Source organism: Haloferax mucosum ATCC BAA-1512, from assembly GCF_000337815.1.
Lineage (GTDB): Archaea > Halobacteriota > Halobacteria > Halobacteriales > Haloferacaceae > Haloferax > Haloferax mucosum.
In genome coordinates this window covers 143,051-163,803 of the sequence record NZ_AOLN01000018.1, presented here as the reverse complement: position 1 = coordinate 163,803, position 20,753 = coordinate 143,051, and the positions used below count along the sequence as shown (strand labels likewise).

The 20,753-nt window shown below is 61.1% G+C and carries 16 protein-coding genes and 1 pseudogene; 11 read left to right on the top strand and 6 right to left on the bottom strand.

Going from position 1 to position 20,753, the window contains the following annotated elements; all coding sequences use genetic code 11:
- The first annotated feature begins 172 nt into the window (after nucleotides 1-172).
- The 7 genes and pseudogenes from C440_RS13455 to C440_RS13425 all read left to right on the top strand — a co-directional run bounded on the left by C440_RS13455 (nucleotide 173) and on the right by C440_RS13425 (nucleotide 7,774).
- Nucleotides 173-1,633 (top strand): annotated as a pseudogene (locus tag C440_RS13455) (flagella accessory protein C).
- Nucleotides 1,617-2,054, top strand: a complete 438-nt coding sequence (locus C440_RS13450) for a fla cluster protein flaF (protein ID WP_008321104.1) — start codon at nucleotides 1,617-1,619, stop codon at nucleotides 2,052-2,054. Before C440_RS13455 ends, C440_RS13450 begins: the two are co-directional and overlap by 17 nt.
- Nucleotides 2,055-2,504 carry a fla cluster protein flaG gene (locus tag C440_RS13445; protein ID WP_008321103.1) on the top strand — a complete coding sequence of 150 codons (450 nt, stop codon included), beginning with the start codon at nucleotides 2,055-2,057 and terminating at the stop codon, nucleotides 2,502-2,504.
- Nucleotides 2,501-3,253, top strand: a complete 753-nt coding sequence (locus C440_RS13440; protein ID WP_004572450.1) for an ATPase domain-containing protein — start codon at nucleotides 2,501-2,503, stop codon at nucleotides 3,251-3,253. Before C440_RS13445 ends, C440_RS13440 begins: the two co-directional genes overlap by 4 nt.
- Nucleotides 3,254-4,918: a type II/IV secretion system ATPase subunit gene (locus tag C440_RS13435; RefSeq protein ID WP_008321102.1), complete on the top strand. Its 1,665-nt coding sequence runs from the start codon at nucleotides 3,254-3,256 to the stop codon at nucleotides 4,916-4,918.
- Between the two features lie 4 nt (nucleotides 4,919-4,922).
- Nucleotides 4,923-6,665 (top strand): archaellar assembly protein FlaJ, encoded by a 1,743-nt coding sequence (flaJ, locus tag C440_RS13430; protein ID WP_008321101.1) that lies wholly within the window; start codon nucleotides 4,923-4,925, stop codon nucleotides 6,663-6,665.
- Entirely contained in the window at nucleotides 6,662-7,774 is a 1,113-nt protein-coding gene (locus C440_RS13425; RefSeq protein ID WP_008321100.1) for a CheF family chemotaxis protein, read from the top strand. Before flaJ ends, C440_RS13425 begins: the two co-directional genes overlap by 4 nt.
- A 447-nt stretch (nucleotides 7,775-8,221) precedes the next feature.
- Here C440_RS13425 and C440_RS13420 read toward each other — a convergent pair whose 3' ends face one another.
- The 4 genes from C440_RS13420 to C440_RS13405 are packed head-to-tail and all read right to left on the bottom strand — an operon-like array spanning nucleotide 8,222 to nucleotide 13,253.
- Nucleotides 8,222-9,088: a CheF family chemotaxis protein gene (locus C440_RS13420; RefSeq protein ID WP_008321099.1), complete on the bottom strand. Its 867-nt coding sequence runs from the start codon at nucleotides 9,086-9,088 to the stop codon at nucleotides 8,222-8,224.
- Between the two features lie 3 nt (nucleotides 9,089-9,091).
- Nucleotides 9,092-9,931: a CheR family methyltransferase gene (locus C440_RS13415; protein WP_008321098.1), complete on the bottom strand. Its 840-nt coding sequence runs from the start codon at nucleotides 9,929-9,931 to the stop codon at nucleotides 9,092-9,094.
- Nucleotides 9,931-12,159 (bottom strand): chemotaxis protein CheA, encoded by a 2,229-nt coding sequence (locus C440_RS13410; RefSeq protein WP_008321097.1) that lies wholly within the window; start codon nucleotides 12,157-12,159, stop codon nucleotides 9,931-9,933. Before C440_RS13410 ends, C440_RS13415 begins: the two co-directional genes overlap by 1 nt.
- A gap of 2 nt (nucleotides 12,160-12,161) precedes the next feature.
- Entirely contained in the window at nucleotides 12,162-13,253 is a 1,092-nt protein-coding gene (locus C440_RS13405) for a protein-glutamate methylesterase/protein-glutamine glutaminase (RefSeq protein WP_193788409.1), read from the bottom strand.
- A 250-nt stretch (nucleotides 13,254-13,503) separates the two neighbouring features.
- On the opposite strand from C440_RS13405, the gene C440_RS13400 reads away from it, so the two are divergent.
- The 3 genes from C440_RS13400 to C440_RS13390 all read left to right on the top strand — a co-directional run bounded on the left by C440_RS13400 (nucleotide 13,504) and on the right by C440_RS13390 (nucleotide 18,498).
- Entirely contained in the window at nucleotides 13,504-13,974 is a 471-nt protein-coding gene (locus C440_RS13400; RefSeq protein WP_049915863.1) for a chemotaxis protein CheW, read from the top strand.
- A gap of 258 nt (nucleotides 13,975-14,232) precedes the next feature.
- Nucleotides 14,233-15,825: a uracil-xanthine permease family protein gene (locus C440_RS13395; RefSeq protein ID WP_008321094.1), complete on the top strand. Its 1,593-nt coding sequence runs from the start codon at nucleotides 14,233-14,235 to the stop codon at nucleotides 15,823-15,825.
- A 219-nt stretch (nucleotides 15,826-16,044) separates the two neighbouring features.
- Nucleotides 16,045-18,498, top strand: a complete 2,454-nt coding sequence (locus tag C440_RS13390) for a DUF5059 domain-containing protein (protein ID WP_008321093.1) — start codon at nucleotides 16,045-16,047, stop codon at nucleotides 18,496-18,498.
- An 82-nt stretch (nucleotides 18,499-18,580) separates the two neighbouring features.
- Here the strand turns inward: C440_RS13390 and C440_RS17840 are convergent, their stop codons facing one another.
- Together C440_RS17840 and C440_RS13385 are read right to left on the bottom strand one after the other, a co-directional pair.
- Entirely contained in the window at nucleotides 18,581-18,718 is a 138-nt protein-coding gene (locus tag C440_RS17840) for a hypothetical protein (protein ID WP_008321092.1), read from the bottom strand.
- A gap of 230 nt (nucleotides 18,719-18,948) precedes the next feature.
- Nucleotides 18,949-20,157, bottom strand: coding sequence for a mechanosensitive ion channel family protein (locus tag C440_RS13385; RefSeq protein ID WP_008321091.1), 1,209 nt, complete (start codon nucleotides 20,155-20,157; stop codon nucleotides 18,949-18,951).
- A 94-nt stretch (nucleotides 20,158-20,251) separates the two neighbouring features.
- Here C440_RS13385 and C440_RS13380 point away from each other — a divergent pair, with 94 nt between their 5' ends.
- On the top strand, nucleotides 20,252-20,746 hold the full coding sequence (locus C440_RS13380) for a metal-dependent hydrolase (protein ID WP_008321090.1): 495 nt from the start codon (nucleotides 20,252-20,254) through the stop codon (nucleotides 20,744-20,746).
- The last annotated feature ends 7 nt before the right edge of the window (nucleotides 20,747-20,753 follow it).

Genomic DNA, 20,753 nt, shown 5'->3' with positions numbered 1-20,753 from the left:
ACTTTTCGAATATCTTCTCTGATAACGGGACGGGAACTTTCTTGTATCGACTTACGTACCTTGCACTAATGTTACCTGCTCCCCCGAGCCCGTCAGCCCACCCCGGCCCGTCTGACGCTCGGACGGGTGACAGGCAGTCGCACGAACAGGTCACCCCGCGAGCAGTACGGAGGTGCTCACACCGGGCATGATAGTACTAATAGACGGCTCAGATACGGCCGACGCCGGGAACGAAACGGACACTGAAAGATAACATATGTCATCAGATGATGGACTTGGATTCGAGGAGGGTATCGACGATCTCTCCGACGAGTTTGGTGACTTCGGCGACGACCTCGACGACGGATTCGACGATGATTTCGGCGGATTCGACGACGACAACAGCGAGGAACTCGCAGAGCTTGAAGATCGCATCGGCGAGCTCGAGAACGAAGTAAGCGCCATCTCGTCGGGGATGAACACCGTCCGCGAAGAGAACAAACAAATCGGAGAAACCGTCGAAGAGCTTGACGACACGATTCGGAAGCTCCTCGACATCTATGAGATGGTTACCCGCGGTATCAACCCGTTCGTCGATGACGCCCGCGAGATGGGTGGTATCGACGGCGGCGGTTCGTTCGGTCTCTTCGAGGCGGAAGCCGAAGACGAAGAGCATCTCGACCCCGAAGTGGCAAACGCCGAGGCGGAGTCGTTCTTCGACGACGACTTCGGCGAACTCGAAGCCGAGGAAGGCGCAGAAGAAGCCGAACTCGCCGCTGAAGACGAACTCGCCGAAGCCGAACGAGAGAGTCCAGCTGACGCGCTGGACGACGTAGACGATACCGACGACTCCGGTGGCGGCGGTTCGAGCTTCGACGACCTCAAAGAGGAGTACGAAGACGAAGGTGGTTGGGAAGACGAAGACGAAGAAGACGAACTCGAACCCGACGACGCGGCGGCGGATGTCGTCGAGGACCTCGATGCGACCGAGGAACTCGGCGATGTCGAAGCCGACAACGCGGACGAACTCCTTGACGACCCCGACGACCTCGGCGAAACCGAGACGGACGTCGAAGAGGAAACAGAAGACGAGCCAGACGAAGCGTTCGGCCTCGGCGATGTCGAAGACGAAGCCGACGACCTCGAAGAAGCGGAGGACGAACCGGAGAACGTTCGGAAGACGCTCGACGAACTCGAAGCCGAGTACGCGTCCGCGGCGATGGCGAAAGAAGAGTTGGCGGACGAAGCCGAAGACGCGGCCGACGACCCCGAGCCGCCAGCTGAAGCCGATTCGACCGGCGAACCGGCGTCGGATGCGTATCTCACGCATCTGCCCGCGAACTACGTCTCGGAAGTGCTCGTCCTCGAATGGGTCGAGCATCTCGTCTCCGTTGGTGGCGCGCTCGGCGCATCACGCGCACTCCGCCAGTACCGGGAGCAGGACTGGATTTCGCGCACCGTCGAGAGCGAACTGAACGCGCACGTTGGACAGATTTCGGCGGCGATAGACGACGTAGACGACCACGAGTTCCGCATCGACGACCACCAAACGAGCCTCGCATACGTCAGTCGTCTCGCCGAAGACGTTCCGAAGGGACAACTGTTCCAAGAGTTGGTCGCCTACGGAGGGAACCCCGATGGGATTCGGTGTTAGCGGCTCAACTGCCATCATCTTCCTCGGCGTCCTCATCGCAACGGGGACGCTTTACACAGCGACGTCTAACGCGACCGAGAACGTGCTCGAAGCCCGAGACGCCAACTCGGAGCGCGCGCTCGAACGCATGAACACCGACATCAGCATCACGAACGCGACGTACGACACGGGGACGTCGAACCTCACGGTGAACGTGACGAACACGGGTGCCGAGACGCTCTCTGTTGACGAGACGACGCTGCTGGTTGACAACGCGCACGTTACGGTTCCGGATGCGAATTCGAGCGTCGAGGGCGACACCACGACGGACCTGTGGTACGCCGGCCAGAATCTCTCGATCGTCGTCGGCGTCAGTTCCGAGCCACCACGTGTAAAGGTCGTCACTGGAACCGGTGTCGCCGCGACTGAGGTGGTGAGCTAGATGGCGGACATTTCGATTCCGAGTCTCATCTTGTTCATCGCAAGTATCGTGGTCGCCGCCGGTGTGTCCGGTGTTCTCATCGACACCGTCACCGGAATCAGCAGTTCGGTTGACGACCGCGGCGGAGACGTGAGTACAGAAATCAGAACAGATATCGAAGTGATAAGCGATCCGCAAGGTGGTGTGTACGACGACACCAACGACAACCTCTCCGTGTACGTCAAAAACACCGGCCTCCGGTCGCTTCCCGCAACGAGCGATGGCTTCGACATCATCGTCGGCGCAAAGTATCAAAGCAGTGTTTCGGTAACCGTCGTTGACGGCACCGAGTGGCGTCCGAGCAACGTCGTCAGAATCGACGTGACTGGAATCCAGCTCAGTTCGGGCGACTACCGGATGAAGATCGTCGTTGACGGTGACGAAGAGGTGTTCGAATTCCACGTACCATGAGCAGTCAATTCTCTCTCGGACTATCGGGGCACGACCGTCTCGAAAAGGAACTCGGTGGTGGCATCCCGAAGGGTGCCATCGTCCTCATCGAAGGGGACTACGGAGCCGGAAAGAGCGTGCTATCGCAGCGATTCAGCTACGGCTTTTGTGAGGAGGAAACGGTGGTTACGCTCGTCTCGACAGAGTTGGGCGTCCGCGGATTCCTCGACCAGATGCATTCGCTGTCGTACGACATCGTCAAGCCCCTCTTAGACGAACAAATCCTGTTCTTACAGGCCGAAATCGACAGTAGTGGGGCGCTTTCCGGAGGTAGTAGTAGCCAAAAAGAGCGAAAACAGCTCCTCCGTCGCCTGATGGACGCAGAAACCCTGTGGGATGCGGACGTCATCATCATCGATACGTTCGACGCCATCCTGCGTAACGACCCGCAGTTCGAAGCGCTGGTCCGGCAAAACGACGAACGGCAAGCGGCGCTCGAAATCATCTCGTTCTTCCGCGAGTTGACGACGAAAGGAAAGACCATCATCATCACTGTAGACCCATCGTCGGTTGACGAGGGTTCTATCGGTCCGTTCCGGTCGATTGCTGACGTGTACTTCGAACTGGAGATGGTCGAGGTCGGAAACGACGTTCGACGGAACATCTTCGTCAAACGCTTTGCGGGGATGGGCCAACAGGTCGGAGACCGTGTCGGTTTCTCGGTCCGTTCCGGCATCGGACTCGTTATCGAGTCGAGGAGTGTGGCATAGATGGCGACCGAACACGGCTCTGCCAAACTGTCGGACGACCTCAAGCGCCTCGCAATGCAGTGGCCACACCTCCGTGAACACCTCAAGCGGTTCCGACAGATTACGGGTGAGTTCCCGATGCTCGTCGATGAGCCGGGTGATTACGAGTCACGGCGACCCAACATCATCTATCCGCTCGGCGGTCCCGTGTTCTGCCAGATATACGGCAACTTCGGCGAGACGACGAAGTACTACACCATCGAACCGGAGATGGACGACGAAGAACTGGAGGTGTTCAGCCGGGTGAAAGACAAACTGCTCGAACGCAGTGTCTCGAAGCCAGCACCCGAGGAAAGCGCCGACTACGAAGAGCGCATCGAAGAACTCCTCAGCGAAATCGTTCATATCACAGGTAACGACCGCGGCCCGCTTGGGTCCGTTGCGAAGCGACTCGATGTCGCCGGTATCGAGGTCCCACAGGAGACCTACGACAAGATTCAGTACCGACTCACCCGTGACATCGTCGGACTCGGCCCGCTCGAACCCATCATGCGCGACCCCGAGAACGAGGACATTCACGTTATCGGGCCGCGGCAGGTTGACGTCGATCACGGAACGTTCGGCCTGTTAGAGACGAGCGTCGAATTCGACGACGAAGAGCAGTTCGACAACTGGCTTCGTAACATGGGTGAGCGTATCGGCGACCCCGTCTCCGACGCACACCCCATCGTGGACTCGACGCTCCCCGATGGCTCGCGTATCAACATCATCTACTCCGACGACGTGTCGCTCAAAGGCTCGTCACTGACGATTCGTCAGGGTGACGACGTTCCGCTTTCGATCTTCCAGATTACGAAGTGGGGAACGCTCTCGCCGGAGTTGGCGGCGTACCTCTGGATTGCGCTGGAAAACGAGCGGACGATCTTCGTCGTCGGCGAGACGGCATCCGGGAAGACGACGACGCTCAACGCGATTCTCTCGTTTATCCCGCAGGATTCGAAGATATACACCGCAGAGGACACGGCCGAAGTGTTGCCGCCGCACGACACGTGGCAACAACTCCTCACGCGTGAGGGTCGTGGTTCCGACTCCGAGGTGGACATGTTCGACCTCGTGGCGGCCGCGCTTCGTTCTCGTCCCGACTACATCATCGTCGGGGAGGTTCGTGGTGAAGAGGGCCGGATGGCGTTCCAGGCGGCCCAGACGGGTCACCCGGTCATGCTCACGTTCCACGCATCCGACATCGTTTCGATGATTCAGCGTTTCACCGGTGACCCCATCAACGTCCCCGAGACGTTCATGGACAACTGCGACATCGCGCTGTTCCAGAACCGCGTTCGTCGTGGAAACGACATCCTGCGCCGGGTGACGAGTGTGCAGGAAATCGAAGGCTACTCGAAGGAGATGGGCGGCGTCGTCACTCGTGAGGCGTTCTACTGGGACCCAGTCAACGACGAGATCGTCTTCCAGGGAATGAACAACTCGTTCATCATGGAGCAGAAAGTCGCTACCCTTCTGGGGTACGACGACACGCGGAAGATTTACGACGACATCAAATTCCGCGCCGAACTCGTTCGGCGGGCGATTCAGGAGAACGTCCTCGGCTACCACGAAGTGAACGAACTCATCGAAGATTACCAGCGCGACGGCGTCGAAGGACTGCCGTTCGACATGGCACGGGTATAACCAAATGACAGAGGAAGCGAACACGACGATACAAGGGGTTCAAATTCGGGACTTCATTAGCGAAGTCATCGAGTCCTACGAGAAGATGCCGATGGAGCTACCGCGGTATCTCCTCTTCGTTCTCGGCCCCGCCATCGTGTTCTTCATCCTCTGTCTGGCCGGCGCGATTGCGCTTCCGTTCCCCCTACTCGTGCGGATTCCCGTGTTCCTCCTCGGGGCACTGCTCCTCGGCGGTGCCGTGCTCTACCCACGGTTGCTCGTCGAACAGACGAAACGGAGCCTCGAGAACCAGATACACCTGCTGATTACGCACATGACGGTCCTCTCCACGACGAATATCGACCGCGTCGCCGTGTTCCGGACCCTCGCACGCGAAGATGAATACGGCGAGTTGGCGACGGAGATGAACAGAATCGTCCAACTCGTCGATGCGTGGAACCAATCGCTCGACGACGCCTGTCAACGTCGCGCGCGCGAAGTACCATCGAAACCTCTCGCTGACTTCCTCGACCGCCTCGCGTACTCCATCAACGCCGGGCAGAGCATCGACGACTTCCTGCTCGGCGAGCAGAACGCGATGATTCAGAAGTACATCACCGTCTACGAGAGCGCACTCGGGAACCTAGAGGTCATGAAAGACCTCTACCTCTCGATGATTCTGTCGATGACGTTCGCCATCATCAACGCCATCGTCCTTCCGATTCTGACGGGGACCGACGCGACGATGACTATCGGAGCGGTCATCGTGCTCTTCGTCTTCGTCCAACTGGGCTTTTACTTCGTCATCCGGACGATGTCGCCGTACGACCCGCTGTGGTTCCACCAGCGCGAATACCGGACGAAGGCCGACCGGCAGATAGACATCACGCTGTACGGCGCTGTCGGACTCTCCATCGTCATGATTCTCGTGTTAGCGCTGGGGACGTTCAACCTGACCGTCGTCGGCGAAGTCGTCCGCCCGATTATGCTCGACCTGCCGGTTCCGCTTCTCATCTCCACCCCGCTGACGCCGCTTGCGGTCCCCGGAATCGTGGCTCGTCGCCACGAGAAACGCATTGGCGACCGCGACGAGGAATACCCCGGCTTCATTCGTGCGCTCGGTGCCTCCGAGACGGCAAAACAGAGCACGACGACTGCCGTGCTTGCGACGCTGAAGACGAAAGACTTCGGCGTCCTGTCCCGCGAAATCGGTCGGCTTCACACCCGCCTTCGGATGCGTCTGGACCCCGACCGGTCGTGGTTCTTCTTTACTGCCGAGACGAACTCGTATCTCATTCAGAAGTTCTCCGAGATGTACAACGTCGGACGGTCGATGGGTGGGAAACCGAAGCTCCTCGGGGAGCTTATCAGCCGGAACATGAACGAGATTATTAAACTCCGCCGACAGCGCAAGCAGTCAACCGTGACGCTCATCGGGGTCCTCTACGGCATCACGGCCTCGGCGTCGTTCGCGTTCTTTATCGGACTCGAAGTCGTCGAAATCCTCGCGTCGTTCTCGACGGAGATGAACCTCGACAGCCTTCAGTTCGGGACGCTCATCTACGCAGGCGTCTACGACGTTCCCTTCATCGAGTACATGCTAACACTTATTATTCTGTTCAACGCGCTGTTGTCATCGCTGATGATCCGGATGGTAGACGGAGGTCACAAAGCGAACGCATACCTCCACTTCGTGATGCTCGTCTGGGTTGGCTCTCTGATGGCAGTCGCTACCTCGTCGCTCGCAGGAGCGCTGATCAGTATATGACGGAAGACGGAACACAGACCCAAGATTCGACACGTGAACAGGCAGGTGAACAGAGCCCCGAAGAGGCCCGGTCTCGCGCGCCGGAGGGGGGTGACGTTGCAGAAAGTGACCTTCTCCAAGCGTACCGCCGGAAGAAATCCGAACCGGACGACGACCGCGAACAAAGAGAACGCGAGCGCTCGGAGCAAAAGCGGATAAAGAAAATCGGAGACAACGAATCGATTGTCGTCGATTTCGTCGCTAACTTCGTTGCCGGCGGAAACGCGTCTTTCGACCCGGTCAAAGGGCGCGTCTTGATGAGCCAACGGCGGCTCATCCTCGCCACGGCGAAGGGAAAGACGAACATCTCTATCTCGTCTATCTTCGACATCGCGGTGGGGCAGGTCCCACCGGAAGTCGAGGAGTTCTTCGATTACACGGTGATGGTCGGCTACATCACCGGACGACAGCGCCGGACGACCGTCATCGGTGGCGACCGCGAGACCATCGAGAAGTTCTCGCTGTTGTTGTTCCGCGCGGCACTCAACGGTTCTCGGACGCAGGTCACACATCCGGCTCGCATCGGTGGCCGTGTCCTCGACACGCCGCGACGACCGTCCGGTCTCCACCTCGACTACGAGGCGGTGACGTTCCCCGACGACGGCGGCCCGCTCACCGAAAACGGCGAACCGTTCCACATCGACTTGGCGAGTGTCATCTTCTTCGAGGTGCTCGAACGGACCATCGACGACGAAAAGCGACTCGTCCTCTCTGTACAACACGTCAAGCAGGGACAGACCGTTACCTCAGAGATAACGCTCGACTCACGCCGGAAGATGAACATCCTCGGACGCTACCTCCGTCTCGTCTACCACTGGATCAAATCGGAGGTTCGCAACATCGAGGTCACAGAACAGGGTCTCGAAGTCCTCGTCGGTCTCTACTCCGCTGGGGAGATGGCCGCAGAAGTCGATTTCAGCGAACTCCTCGGCGTCGAAGAGGCAGTCCTCGATGCGGAGTTAGAAGAACTCCACGGAGAGGGTCTCATCGAAGACGAAGAGTTGCCGACCGCGCTCACGCCGCAGGGTCGGTTCATCGTGAACGAAGAAATCGAAGACGTGAACGTCTGAGCGCGTTTCACACGAGAACCACGCAAGCGGTCGTGTACCCGATGCGAGGTGGTTCATCCGCCCGTGTTTCCGTCTGATTTTGGGTTTCGCCTTCGTACCGGCCCGTCTCAAACACCTGTGATGCGCGTCTCCGAACCGGAAGCCGAGAGTCTACCGCGCACACCGGCCACGACTGCCTTGTTCTCGTTACACGCCCGTCCATCAGAAGTGCATTGCAAGCGCGCCAGGAACGTCTTGGGAGCGTCACGGGGGACATTATGAACGTCTCAGAAGCGTTTCAAGACTGCCTCGGGACCACAAGCACAACGTGGCCACGAAGCGCGAGACTATGCGTGGGTCTCTGTCTCCGCCGCCCCGACCAGCGTGGAACGGTCGAGTAGACGTAGTAGTCAGACGTTCGTTCGTAGAAATACGTAACGCGTGTCCCCGTACTTCGCTGAAAAGACGCTATTGTTCGTTGATAGCGTCTGATGCGATACTACGGCCGCGAGCGTTGAGTTGGACTTCGCGTCGCACGCGAATCTCCTCGACGACGTTGTGGTCGATGAGACGCTGGAAGAGTTCCTCGACTTCGTCGATATCGAGTCCGAGGAAGTTTGGAATGTCGAACGGTGAGACGCCCGAGTAAAGCGCCGTCAGAACTTGCTTGTCGGTCTCGCTCAGTTCTATCGAGGTCTCCGAGAGCTCTTCGCCCTCGCGCAAGAGCGTGTAGAGGAATCCGATGGACCGCTCGGACCCGGAAATATACGTCTGTAGACTCGTTCCCTCGTCGTCTGAGTGTTCAACTTCGATGACGCTTCGTTGTTTGTCGATGATCGTCCGTTCGCCCGTGTTCACCTCGCCGATGTCGTCGAGGCGAATCTCGACGAACTTGCCGCCGACGGTCGCCATGCTCACAGCCTCTTCTTCGACTTTCAACCGGGTTTTCTCCCACTCTGTGTTCTGAACGACGCCACCGGCGACCGCAGGGTGGCGAGCGAGGAACTGCTCGGAGTTCAAGAGCGCACCGAAGAAGTCGGTCTCGAACTCGTCGTACTCGACGGGGGCGAGGAGTACGACGCCGGACGGGATGTGGATACTGAAGTAGTCCGAGACGGTCGCAATCCGTTGGTTGACGTCGTAGCGTCCGCCGAACTTCTTGATCTGTGAGAGGTTTATCGTCCGCTTTCCGGCCGTCCCAGCGAGGATGAGTCGCTGGTTGGAAAGCAAGATTCGACCGCTCGTCCAGTCAACGTCGTGAATCTCCCGGCCGTTCTTGATAACCTGAAGGAACCGCCCGCGTGTGTCTCCAAGTTTTTGTTCACCGGGTTTCATCTCTTACCTCTGTGCTGTTTCGTCGTTCGCACGGTAGATTCGAAGTCGTTTCTCGACGGGGTCGAACTGCTGTCTGCACGTCGGAGGAATCGTCTCAGTCATCCCAATCGTCAGATAGCCATCGGGTTTGAGCGCCGACCCAAGCGTTTCGAACACGGCGCGTTTCGACTCGGTGTTGATGTAGATAAACAGGTTTCGGCAGACGACTAAGTCGAACGTCCCCGGCGGGTCCTCGCGGATGAGGTCGCGCCTGTCGAACCGAACCATATCGGTAATCGAGTCTTTCACGCGGAAGATGTCGCCGTCGCGTTCGACGAACCGTTCCCAGCGTCCGATCGGTTCGAGTTGCTCCGAGACGTCGTTCGTCTCCGAGGCGCGGTATTCGCCTTTTCGGGCGGCGCGCAGTATCTCGCGTTTGATGTCCGTCCCGACGATTTCGATTCGTCGTTCGTCAACGCGGTCGTCGTCGTGGGCGAGCATCGCAAGCGAGTACGCTTCACGGCCGTCCGAACAGGCGGCGCTCCACACTTTGATCGGGTCGCGGCGGCTCCCCTTCGAACTGAGGTCGCGGAGGACCTCACGGAGCGCTTCCCAAACCTTCGGGTTCCGGAAGAAGCTCGTCACGTTGACAGAGAGCGCATCGAGAAGCGCCTGCTGTTCGTCGTCGTCGTCGCGTAAGATGGAGTGATACTCCTCGTAGTCGTCGGTGCGACAGCGACGCATCCGTGCGGAGATTCGCCGGTCGAGGTAGGCCTCGTTGTACGAACTCGTCTGGAAGTGAAGCGAGTTTTCGACGTAGTCGAGGAGTTCGTCGAACGTCGGGTCGTCAGTTGGTGACGCCATTAGTCCGCCGCCTCCTCAGACGTGCCGGGCAGTTGGCTCGGGTCGAACTCTCGCATCGCTTGTTTCCCCGTATCGGGGAGTTCGAGGGTCGAAACGTCCAGAATCGGGATGACGTTCCCGTCACCGATGACGGCGGTTCCGGACAGTCCATCGACGCCGGAGAGCGGTCCCTGAAGCGGCGTCACCACGACTTCCTCCTGTTTCGTGACGCCGTCGCAGTGTAGTGCGACCTGTCTGTCGTCGGGCCGGATGCGGACGACCATCCCGTGGTCCGGGTCCTCCGCGTCGATTTCCAGCGCCTCGCGGAGTCGAATCAGCGGGAAAATCGTCTCTTCGTGGACGATGACTTCCGCGCCGTTGACCGTCTGAATCCGGTCGCGGCGACTGATTTCGTCGATGTACTTGATTGGCACGCCGAACTCGCGGTTTTCGACTTGGACGAACAGGACCTTGATAATCGCCACCGAGACGGGGAGGCGAATCTTGACCGTGCTCCCTTCGCCGGGTTCGCTTTCGACCGAGACCGACCCGTCGAGCGATTCGACGGTGGTCTTGACCACGTCCATGCCGACGCCGCGGCCGGACACGTCCGTAATCTCGTCGTTGGTCGAGAGACCGGGGTGGAAGATGTAGTCGTATATCTCCGAGTCCGACATCTTGTTCACTTCTTCGCGGGTCTCGACGCCCTCGGCGACGACTTTGTCGCGGACGCCGTCGGCGTCGATGCCGGTCCCGTCGTCTTCGACGGTTACGATGACCGTGTCGTGTTGCCGCCGGGCGGAGAGCTTGACGGTCCCCGTCCGCGGCTTGCCGTTCGCCTCGCGCACGTCCGGTTCTTCAATGCCGTGATCGACGGCGTTCCGAAGAACGTGCATCAGCGGGTCGGAAATCTCGTCGAGGATGGTGCGGTCGAGTTCGATGTCCGCGCCTTCGACTTTGAACGAGATGCGCTTGTCCTGTTCGCGTGCGAGGTCACGCACGAGCCGCGGGAACTTGTCGAACACCTTCTTCAGCGGGATGAGCCGCATGTCCATGACGGTGTTCTGGAGGTTCGACGAAATCTTGTCCAGTTCGTCGAGCGTATCGAGCGCGGTGTTTTGCTCCTCGTGAATCGCGTTCCGAAGCTTGATTCGGCTCGTTACCAGTTGCTCGACGAGTTCGTGGAGTTCGTCGAGTTGGTCAACGTCAACGCGGACGGACTTGACCGCTGAAATCGAGCGCGCTTCCTTCTTTTCTTCCTTCTTCTTTTTTGCCGATTCGTCCGCCGAGCTATCGTCTGCCCCGGAGTCAGTCGTCGTCTCGTCCGCCTCCGCGTCTTCCTTCGTCTCGTCGGCGTCCGACTCCGTGTTGTCGTCGTCGTCTTCCTCGTTGGCAGTCTCCGCGTCGTCAGCGGCCGTCTGTTCGGTGTCGGCGTCAGCGTCAGAGCCTTCGGACGCGTCGTCTGCGTCCGCCGACGCGTCGGAGCCGGTCGATACCGCGCCGTCGAGCGCGTCCGAAACGTCGGTCGTCTCGACCGTAACGACTTTCCAGAGTCCTTTGAACTCGGTTTCGACGCCGTCGGGGTCGAGTTCCGCGATGAACAGGTCGAATCCGTCGTCGAATTCGCCGTCCTCGATGTCGTCTCGTGACGGTGCCGCACCGACCATGTCGATGTCTTCGGGGATGCTACTGAGGAAGATACCCGCATCGACGCCCTTCATGTCACCCGCGTCGAGTTCGATGTGGGCGTGCGTCAGCGTGGTCGCATCGATGGCGTCGGTATCGACGGTGTCGGCGGCGAGAGCAGTGAGGTCGATGTCATCGGAGTCGTCCTCGTCAGGCGCCGCCGGACTCGAGTTTCCCGCGTCACCACCGGTCTCGACGGCGGCGCGAATCTCTTCGACGGTGTCTGCGGGGTCGATGGTGGATTCGCCGTTTTCCTCGATGTCGTGGAGGATTTCGACGATGAGGTCCATCCCGTCGAAGACGAGGTCCATCCGTTCGGGCGTGACTTCGAGCCGTTCGTGTCGAATCTCGTCGAGGAGGTCCTCGACAGCGTGTGCGACCGTCGCGGCGTTGTCGAAGCCCATCGCGCCGAAGTTCCCCTTCAGCGTGTGCGCTTGCCGGAAGATGTCGTCGATTGCGTCGGTGTCCTCCGGATTAGACTCCAGCGACAGCAGGGAGTTGTTTAACTGCGTGATGCTCTCTTCGCTTTCGGTGATGAATGCTTGGTAGAGTTCGTCGTCCATGGTCAGGTAGTAAGCCCGCGAAGTGTTTCCTCGGCGATGCGACCGTCGGGTGCGACGGTATCGACGTAGCCGGCCTCGATTGCGCGCTTCGGCATCCCGAAGATTGCAGACGTCTCTTCGTCTTGTGCGACCGTGTGGCCACCCGCCCGGCTAATTCGGGTCATTCCATCGACGCCGTCGCGGCCCATGCCGGTCAGGAGCACGCCGGCAAGCGGTGTGTTGACCGTTTTGGCGGCGGACGACATCGTGAGGTCGATAGCCGGTTTGACGCCGTGAAGCGGGTCGTCGTCGGAGAGTTCGAGTTTGAGCTTTCCGCCGCTGTCGCGTGTGACCAAGAGATGCGAGCCGCCCGGTGCGACGCGAATCTGACCCGGACCGATACGTTCGCCGTCGTCGGCTTCCTTGACCTCGTAGTCACAACGTGCGTCGAGACGCGCCGCAAAGCGCTCTGTGAAGCCCGCTGGCATGTGTTGAACCACGAGCACGCGGAGACCGGCCTCCTTCGGGAGCGCCGCGAGGACGCGCTCGACGACGTTCGGGCCGCCGGTCGATGCGCCCACGACGAGCGTCGTCCCTTCTTCGGGGAGCGACTCGGATTCGACGCCCGAATCGGGCGACGTCGCGGAAGTCTGTTGTCTCGCCTTGGTCTTCGGGGGGCGAGATGTTTGCTGAGTCGCCGACAGGTCAACCGCCGCGGCGGACCGAATCTTCTCGACCAGTTCGCGCTTCACACGCGGCATCTCAGAGGTGACCTCGCCGCCAGGTTTGGTGACGAAATCAACTGCGCCTCTGTCGAGTGCGTCGAACGTCACGTCCGCGTCCTCCTCGGCGTGTGCCGAGAGCATCAAGACGGGCGTGGGACACTCGTCCATGATGGCTTCGACGGCATCGAGACCGTTCATCTCGGGCATCTCGATGTCCATCGTCACGACGTCCGGGCGATGCTCGGAGACCACCGAAATCGCTTCCCGTCCGTTGCTCGCTTCGGCGATAACCTCGACGTCGGCGTCTTCGAGGAGCGTACGAATGAGAGTCCGCATGAACCGCGAGTCGTCAACGACGACCGCACGCGTCGGTTCGGAAGCGGAACTCATCGCCCACACCCAGCGCGGCGACGCCGAGGTGGAACCGGGAGCGTCGATACAGTCCCCCACCGGTGGTGCGGAGAGGGAGTCGTCAGTGTGCCGTTTCGTTGACCGCTCATCTACCTCCGAGGTTCGGAAATCGGATATATAAACGCTCGGCGAGAAGAATCACGGCTGATAATCGGGTACGTACCTTTATACGCTGAATCTCACCACTCTGAAGCAGACAGGGCGGCGCGTGTCGTCGCCGGGGTTCACCATGCGACAAGATTCAATCACGACAGAGATGGGCGCGGACGACGTCGAGGAGGACTCCGCGGAGGAAGTACAGGTACTGGAATTCCAACTCGGGCCGGAGACGTACTGCGTCGATATCGAGTACGTGAGCGAAATCGTCGATAAGGGACAGCTGACGGCGGTTCCGAACGCGCCGAATCACGTCGAAGGCGTGATGGACCTTCGCGGTCGGACGACCTCGATTATCAATCCCAAGTCGCTTCTCAGCATCGACGAGGAAGGCGAATCGAAGCGTATCGTCATCTTCGACCCGAACAAGTTCGAAGACGAGGCCGCGACCGGCTGGCTCGTCGATGAGGTGTATCAGGTCGTCCGTATCTCGATGGACGACGTCGAAGACCCGCCGCTCGAAAAAGACGACTCCATCGAGGGCGTCATCAAGCGAGACGGCGAACTCGTCGTCTGGATTTCGCCGGTGCACGCCATCGAGTAACGGCCACTTTTCGAGCAACCGGTCCCGCTTTCGAGTCGTCCGCCGTCGGACGGCTCACTTCGTTTCCCGCTGTGACTGCCGAGAGTTCTCACCAAGTTCTGTGTGCACATGTGACACGAGAGGGCTGACAAATCCCATGTGAGGGCCGATAAATCAAAGTTGCTGGCACGCCTTCGCGCGCGAAAAAGGAGGACATATATATCCGCACTAGTATGCTCGAACAACCATGTTCGGAAGCGAACCACCGCATACGGGGGGATGGTCGTGACGGACGACTCCTCTTCCGCCTCGTTCGTGCAGTACGGTATCGACGATAAACCACCCCTTCCAACCGCTCTTCTTCTCGGCGCCCAACATTACCTCACCATGGTCGGCGCGAACATCGCCGTCCCGCTCATTCTCGCCGGTGCCTTGGGAATGCCCGCCGATATCGTCCCGCGTTTCGTCGGGACCTTCTTCGTCGTCTCCGGGATTGCGACGCTGATGCAGACGACGTTCGGCAACCGCTACCCAATCGTGCAGGGTGCGCCGTTCTCGATGCTCGCACCCGCAATTGCCGTCGTCGGCGTCGCAAAGGCGACCGACCCGTCCGGTGTCGCGTGGCAAAGCGCGCTGTTGCAACTCCAAGGTGCCATCATCGTGGCCGCGTTGGTCGAAGTCCTCGTCGGCTACTTCGGCCTGCTCGGACGACTCCGGAAATTCATCTCGCCGGTCGTCATCGCGCCGACTATCGCACTCATCGGCCTTTCGCTTTTCAACGCGCCGCAGGTGACCTCGGCGGCCAACAACTGGTGGCTTCTCGGTCTGACGCTCGCGCTCATCGTGCTCTTTTCGCAGTACCTCGACACCGCACACCCGGCGTTCAAGCTGTTCCCGGTGCTTCTCGGCGTCATCGCCTCGTACGTCGTCGCCACCGTACTGTCGGTTACGGGTGTTATCGCACCCGGTGCGTCCGGCTACGTGAATCTCCAGACGGTCATCGACGCGCCGGCGTTCGTGCCCATCTACCCGCTCCAGTGGGGCTTTGCGGGTGGGGCCGGAACGACGACCGTCTCGCTTCCGCTCGTCGGAAGCGTCGCCTTCGGCATTCCGCAGTTCTCGACGTCGTTCATCATCGGCATGCTCGCTGGCGTCGCCGCCTCCATGGTCGAGTCGTTCGGTGACTACCACGCGGTCGCGCGCCTGTCCGGCATCGGCGCACCCTCCGAACGCCGCATCAACCACGGTATCGGAATGGAAGGCGTCATGAACGTTTTCTCGGCGCTCATGGGCGGGAGTGGCTCGACGTCCTACTCCGAGAACATCGGCGCAATCGGTCTGACGGGCGTCGCCTCCCGCTACGTCGTGCAGGTCGGCGCGGGCGTGATGCTCATCATGGGCTTCGTCGGCTACTTCGGCCAACTCATCGCAACGATTCCTGACCCCATCGTCGGCGGGCTTTACGTCGCCATGTTCGGCCAAATCGTCGCTGTCGGTCTCTCGAACCTGAAGTACGTTGACCTCGACTCCTCGCGGAACGGCTTCGTCATCGGTATCGCCCTGTTCGCCGGGCTTGCGATTCCGGCGTACATGGGTAACGTCGGCTCCGCCGAAGCCTTCCGTCAGGGCATGAGTCAGGTCGCCCTCGTCGGTCCCGTCCTCGGGAACCAACTCGTCGCCGACACCATCTTCGTCATCGGCTCGACCGGTATGGCCGTCGGCGGCCTGTTCGCGTTCTTCTTCGATAACACCATCGAGGGAACCCGCGTCGAGCGCGGTCTCGAAGAGTGGGAGGAGACGGTCGAAGACGACGAGGAGTTCGAATCGGCATTCGACCGACTCCGCGGTGACGACGCGACGACCGCGGACTAACCCCGTCTCCCCGAGACGATTCCTGCTTCGACAGAAGTCCTATTGTTCGATACCGTCGCTCGCCGTCGGCGACGATTGAACTCCCCCGATGAGTTGACTTTTTTATAAATGTATAGAAACAGAAAACGCGTGGTAACAGCCATCAGTCCGCCTAATTTGTTAGTTTTTGGGTAACCTAAAAATCGAAGTCCTTTTATCATCTTAGGTGTGCCTAAAAGTATGAACTACTCCCGACGGAGTCTGTTGAAAACGACGGGGCTGGCGGTTACGACTGCCGGTCTCGCAGGATGTAGCGCACAGTCTTCCGACGAATCCACGACGGCCGGAAACGAGACGGACGGGTCGGAGACGACCGCCACCGGCGAGATGTCCGTGACCGTCGATGCGACCGTCGCCGTCGCGGCCGAGTGGAACGTGATGCGTGCACGTCTGTACGACGCTATCGCCCTCGCTGGGGCGGGACGACTGGGAACCGCGGCCCGCGTCACGGAAGACATCTTCGCGCGCTTCGAACAGGCGTCGAGCGAGTGGGGAACCCACGAGCAGTTAGAAGAGACGAACGAGGAGAACTACGAGACGTTCGAAGAACACCTCCGCGGCGCAAAAGACGAGTTTGCGAACGGGAACACCGACGCCGGTATCGACCTCGCGGCACAGGCGTCCGCCAACCTTCTTGCGGCCCAGCGCGGTCGCGTCGATACCGCTGTCGTGGATGCGATGAACGTCCTCCTGTTCGGTGCGCGCGCCCGAGACGCCGAGATGCTCGCCGCCGCTGGCGAGGTCGAGGCCGCCGCCGAACTCGCCAACGGCGTCTACGAATCGTTCGAAGAGGCACCGGCTCACTCGGTGCTCGAAGACGCCTCGTCGGAACTCTACGAGACGTTCGAGGCCGGTGTCGAGGGCGCGGCCGACGCGTCTGACGCCGACAGCATCGTCTCGTCTGCGCGCTCTGCCGCGGACGCGACAGTCGAAGCGACCTACGAACTCGTCCCCGAGTCGGTCGCCGGTGCCGGCCACCTCGCGCTCATGCAGTCGGTCGGCTTCGACGCCGAAGTGCTCGCCGGACTCGGCGGTCCCGGCGACGACTACGCACACGCATCCGCGCTCACGCTCTACCGCGCCCGCGCCGCCGACGTGACTCGACTCGTCGCGCAGGGAGAGACCGACTTCGCCGCGACGCTCGCCGGCGACGTCTACGCGCACTTCGAGGGCGCGCGCGCTCACGAGGCGCTGGAGGAAGCCGACCACGACGCCTACGAAGGCTTCGAGGGCGGTCTCGAATCGCTGAAGGAAGCCGCCGAGTCCGGCGACGCCGCGGCGACCGAAGACGCGCTTGCGACGGTTGACGAGAACCTTCTCACCGGCGTCACGGCGCTCGTCGGCGGCGAGTCGGCGACGACGCTCGAAGCGGCGTTCTTCCGCGCCCGCCTCGCGGACGCCCGCGAACTCGTCGCACAGGGTAAGACGGACCGAGCCGCCACCGTCGCAGAGGGGCTGTTCGCCCGCTTTGAGGAGAACGAAGCCGACATCCACGAGTCGGTCGAACACGAGTCTGAAGAACTCTACCACCGCTTCGAGGAGGAACACCTCGCCGGACTCGTCGATGCGGCGACGGCTGGCGAAACCGACGCGGCCGCGACGCACGCCGAGGGTGCGATGGACGCGCTCTTCGAGTTCGAAACGGCCGTCGGAACGACCGCCGAAGTGTCGGCCGCCGAAGCGGCGTTCTTCGGTGCCCGCGGCTTCGACGCCGCCGCGCTCGCACAGGTCGGCGCCACCGACCGCGCCGCGACGGTCGTCCAATCGACGTTCACCTTCTTCGAGGAGGGTGCGGGCGGCTACCACGAGGCGCTGGAGGAAGCCGACCACGACCTCTATGAGTCGTTCGAAGGTGCACTCGGCAACGTCCGCACCGCGGCCGAAGACGGCGGCGACGCCTACGACGCGGCGAAAACCTACGGTCAGAAAGCGGTCGATTCGATGTACGCCGTCGTTGCAACCGCCGCCGCCGACGCGGGTCTCGCGGCCGCCGCGTCCGAGCGCATGAGCGGCGTCTTCCAGACGTTCGAAGGGGCTCGTGTTCACGAGGCGCTGGAGGAAGCCGACCACGATGCCTACGAAGGCTTCGAGTCGGCGCTTTCGACCTACGTCGGCGCGCTCGAAGACGGAAGCGACGTGGAGACCGCCGCAGAAGGATACGCGGTTGCGACCGCCCGCGCCCAGTTTGCGGTCGTCGGCGCAATCGACAAGGCACCGAGCGCGGACGGCGGCCACGAGCACGGCGGCAGTTCCGAGACCGAGTACACCGGTGGGCCGAGCGTCGTCGAAGGCGTCCCCGAGGACGCAGACCACGTGGTGAAGATGACCGCCGTCGCGTTCGAACCCGCTGAACTGACGGTGCGCGTCGGCGACACGGTCGCGTTCGAGCACGCCGGCGGCGAAGCGCACTCGGTGACCGCCTATCAGGACGAGATTCCGGAGGGCGCGGCGTACTGGGCTTCCGGTGGCTTCGAATCGCAGGACGCCGCCGAGTCTGGGTGGGAAGACGGGAAGGGCGCGGTGCAGTCCGGCCAGTCCTACACGCACACCTTCGAGACCGCCGGCGAACACAGCTACCTCTGTATCCCGCACGAGGCCGCGGGCATGACGGGTGCCATCGTCGTCGAAGAGTAAGCTCGCAGAACGAACACAGAACGCGGGGCAGTCGGCATCGGGACATCCGTCGTGTCTCCGGCGACCGGCGGGCGGTTCTTGGTCAGTCTCCGTCCGGTCCGGTTCGTCCGAGCGCGACGAGGACGAGATAGCCTACGAACCCCGCGGCGAACAAGAGCACTGGAATCACGAACGGGCCGAACACTTCGATGAGTCCGTCTATCGGCCCAAGTTGGAGCATATTCGACGGACGGTCCCGCCGAAGTTAACCTTCCCGGCGCGGGGACTGTCGCGGTCCGCCGTCGATTCCGGTTGTCGGGTCCCGGTATCGAGGGTCCGTCGTGTCTCGCATGGTGTGTGCCGGTTCGGTGGGGGACGTTGGATTCTGGGCACGAGAACGATAGACGATAGCACGCTCATTGGAACGCTGATTCAGGGCGTGAAAGAGCCAAATCCGTATTTTCGAAGTAATTACTCGTCGTCGGGAGAGTCCACAGTTTCGGCGTCCGTCTCTCTCGCGCTTCTTTCTCTCTCACCTGTCGCGTCCGTGGCGTCCGTCGCATCTTGCCGTCGGTTGCCGCCGTTCGATAATCCCCGCATCATGGACTGGTCGGGCGTCTCGGACTCGGTGGCGGCGTGGACGTGGACGTCGCGTTGCGGGTACGGAATGTCGATGTTCGCGTCGTTCAGCCGAGTGTATATCTCACGGTTGAGGTTGTGCGTCGCTTTGCCGCGCTTGAGCGGGCTGTTGACCCAACAGACGAGTTCGTACTCCAGCGCGTCCGGGCCGAACTTGCGGAAGCGCGGTCGCGGACGGGGGCTGTCGAGGACGAGCGGTTCGTCGAGCGCGAGGTCAGTGAGCAGTGTTTCGAACGTGTCGATGTCGGTGCCGTAGGCGACGCCGATGGGGACTTTGAGGCGGCGGCGTCGGTTCGGGGCGGACTCGTTGATTATCTTCGCGGCGTTGAGCACCGAATTCGGCACGGTCACGAGGAGTTCGTCGCGGGTGAGAAGCGTCGTGGAGCGAATCCCCACTTTGACGACTGTACCCGCTTCCCCGGAGTCGAGGACGACGTAGTCGCCGATTTTGTACGTGTCGTCGAAGTAGAGCGCGATACCGCCGAAGAAGTTGGCCACGGTGTCTTTGGCGGCGAACCCGACCGCGATACCGGCGATGCCAGCACCCGCGAAAAGCGGTGTGATTTCGATACCCCAGAGGTACAGGAGCGCGCCGATGGTCCCGATAGCGACCAGAATCGTCCAGACGTTCGAAAACACCGGTGCGAAGTCGTACTGACTGCCTCGGTCTTTGACCGCCTCGACCAGTCGATTGACGAGGCGGTTGAGCGCCCACGCCCAGACGACGATACCGACGGAAATCGACGGCTTCCCGAAGAACGTCTTGAGCACCGCCGAATCGACGACGAGCGCTTCGGCGACCGCCGGAACCTGCACGAACAGAAAGATACCGGTCAGGGAGACGGTGACGACGATGGGCAACCGAAGCTCTTGGACGACGATGTTGTCGAGCGATGTCTCCGTCCGTCTCGTGTACTGTAACAGGAGGCGAATGACGACCGCCTCCATGAGGAAGGCGCCGACGACGGAGACGAGCAAGACGAGGAGCGTTGCCTCCGCCGCCGACAGCCCCGAGAGGAATTCGAAGAGGTGCTGACTCATGCCGCGGAAATCGCGGCCGCCGGGGATAACGATTGCTCCGGGAGCGAACCACAGCCGAAAGGTTTTGTTCGACGCACCCGCGAGGTCGAAGCAAATGTATCGACTCGGCCACTGGGGCGTCTCGCTCCTCGTGTTCGCCCCACTCGGGTTTGCGTTGGTTCGAACCGGCCACCCGGAACTCGCGTTCGTCGCCGGTGCGGTGATGTGCTGGCTGGCGATGCTCCCCGATTACGACATGCAAATTCCCGGTATCTCTCACCGCGGGCCGACGCACACGCTCTTGTTTGCGTTTCTCGTCGGCGGCGTCGGCGGCGGTAGCGCTTTCTTCGTTGCGAACAACGTCGGCCAACCCGAGGCGACGGCGACGACGCTCGGCGCGTTCGGATTCGTCGTCGGCACGCTCACCATCGTCGCGCACCTCCTCGCGGACGCGCTCACGCCCGCCGGAATCCGCCCGCTGTGGCCGATTTCGTCCCGGAAAATCACCCTCTCACTGTGGACCGCAGACAACAGCATCGCCAACTACGGACTCTTCGCGGTCGGCGTCTTCGCGGTTGCGGCGACCGCGTACCTCTCGGTCGCGCTCTGAGCGGCAG

What these genes read in the sequence shown, in the direction of transcription:
- C440_RS13400 (WP_049915863.1), top strand. Translation starts at nt 13,504, where the DNA reads ATGCGACAAGATTCAATCACGACAGAGATGGGCGCGGACGACGTCGAG.
- C440_RS13435 (WP_008321102.1), top strand. Translation starts at nt 3,254, where the DNA reads ATGGCGACCGAACACGGCTCTGCCAAACTGTCGGACGACCTCAAGCGC.
- C440_RS13425 (WP_008321100.1), top strand. Translation starts at nt 6,662, where the DNA reads ATGACGGAAGACGGAACACAGACCCAAGATTCGACACGTGAACAGGCA.
- C440_RS13440 (WP_004572450.1), top strand. Translation starts at nt 2,501, where the DNA reads ATGAGCAGTCAATTCTCTCTCGGACTATCGGGGCACGACCGTCTCGAA.
- C440_RS13390 (WP_008321093.1), top strand. Translation starts at nt 16,045, where the DNA reads ATGAACTACTCCCGACGGAGTCTGTTGAAAACGACGGGGCTGGCGGTT.
- C440_RS13420 (WP_008321099.1), bottom strand. Translation starts at nt 9,088, where the DNA reads ATGAAACCCGGTGAACAAAAACTTGGAGACACACGCGGGCGGTTCCTT.
- C440_RS13450 (WP_008321104.1), top strand. Translation starts at nt 1,617, where the DNA reads ATGGGATTCGGTGTTAGCGGCTCAACTGCCATCATCTTCCTCGGCGTC.
- C440_RS13410 (WP_008321097.1), bottom strand. Translation starts at nt 12,159, where the DNA reads ATGGACGACGAACTCTACCAAGCATTCATCACCGAAAGCGAAGAGAGC.
- flaJ (WP_008321101.1), top strand. Translation starts at nt 4,923, where the DNA reads ATGACAGAGGAAGCGAACACGACGATACAAGGGGTTCAAATTCGGGAC.
- C440_RS13405 (WP_193788409.1), bottom strand. Translation starts at nt 13,253, where the DNA reads ATGAGTTCCGCTTCCGAACCGACGCGTGCGGTCGTCGTTGACGACTCG.
- C440_RS13380 (WP_008321090.1), top strand. Translation starts at nt 20,252, where the DNA reads ATGTATCGACTCGGCCACTGGGGCGTCTCGCTCCTCGTGTTCGCCCCA.
- C440_RS17840 (WP_008321092.1), bottom strand. Translation starts at nt 18,718, where the DNA reads ATGCTCCAACTTGGGCCGATAGACGGACTCATCGAAGTGTTCGGCCCG.
- C440_RS13445 (WP_008321103.1), top strand. Translation starts at nt 2,055, where the DNA reads ATGGCGGACATTTCGATTCCGAGTCTCATCTTGTTCATCGCAAGTATC.
- C440_RS13395 (WP_008321094.1), top strand. Translation starts at nt 14,233, where the DNA reads ATGGTCGTGACGGACGACTCCTCTTCCGCCTCGTTCGTGCAGTACGGT.
- C440_RS13415 (WP_008321098.1), bottom strand. Translation starts at nt 9,931, where the DNA reads ATGGCGTCACCAACTGACGACCCGACGTTCGACGAACTCCTCGACTAC.
- C440_RS13385 (WP_008321091.1), bottom strand. Translation starts at nt 20,157, where the DNA reads ATGAGTCAGCACCTCTTCGAATTCCTCTCGGGGCTGTCGGCGGCGGAG.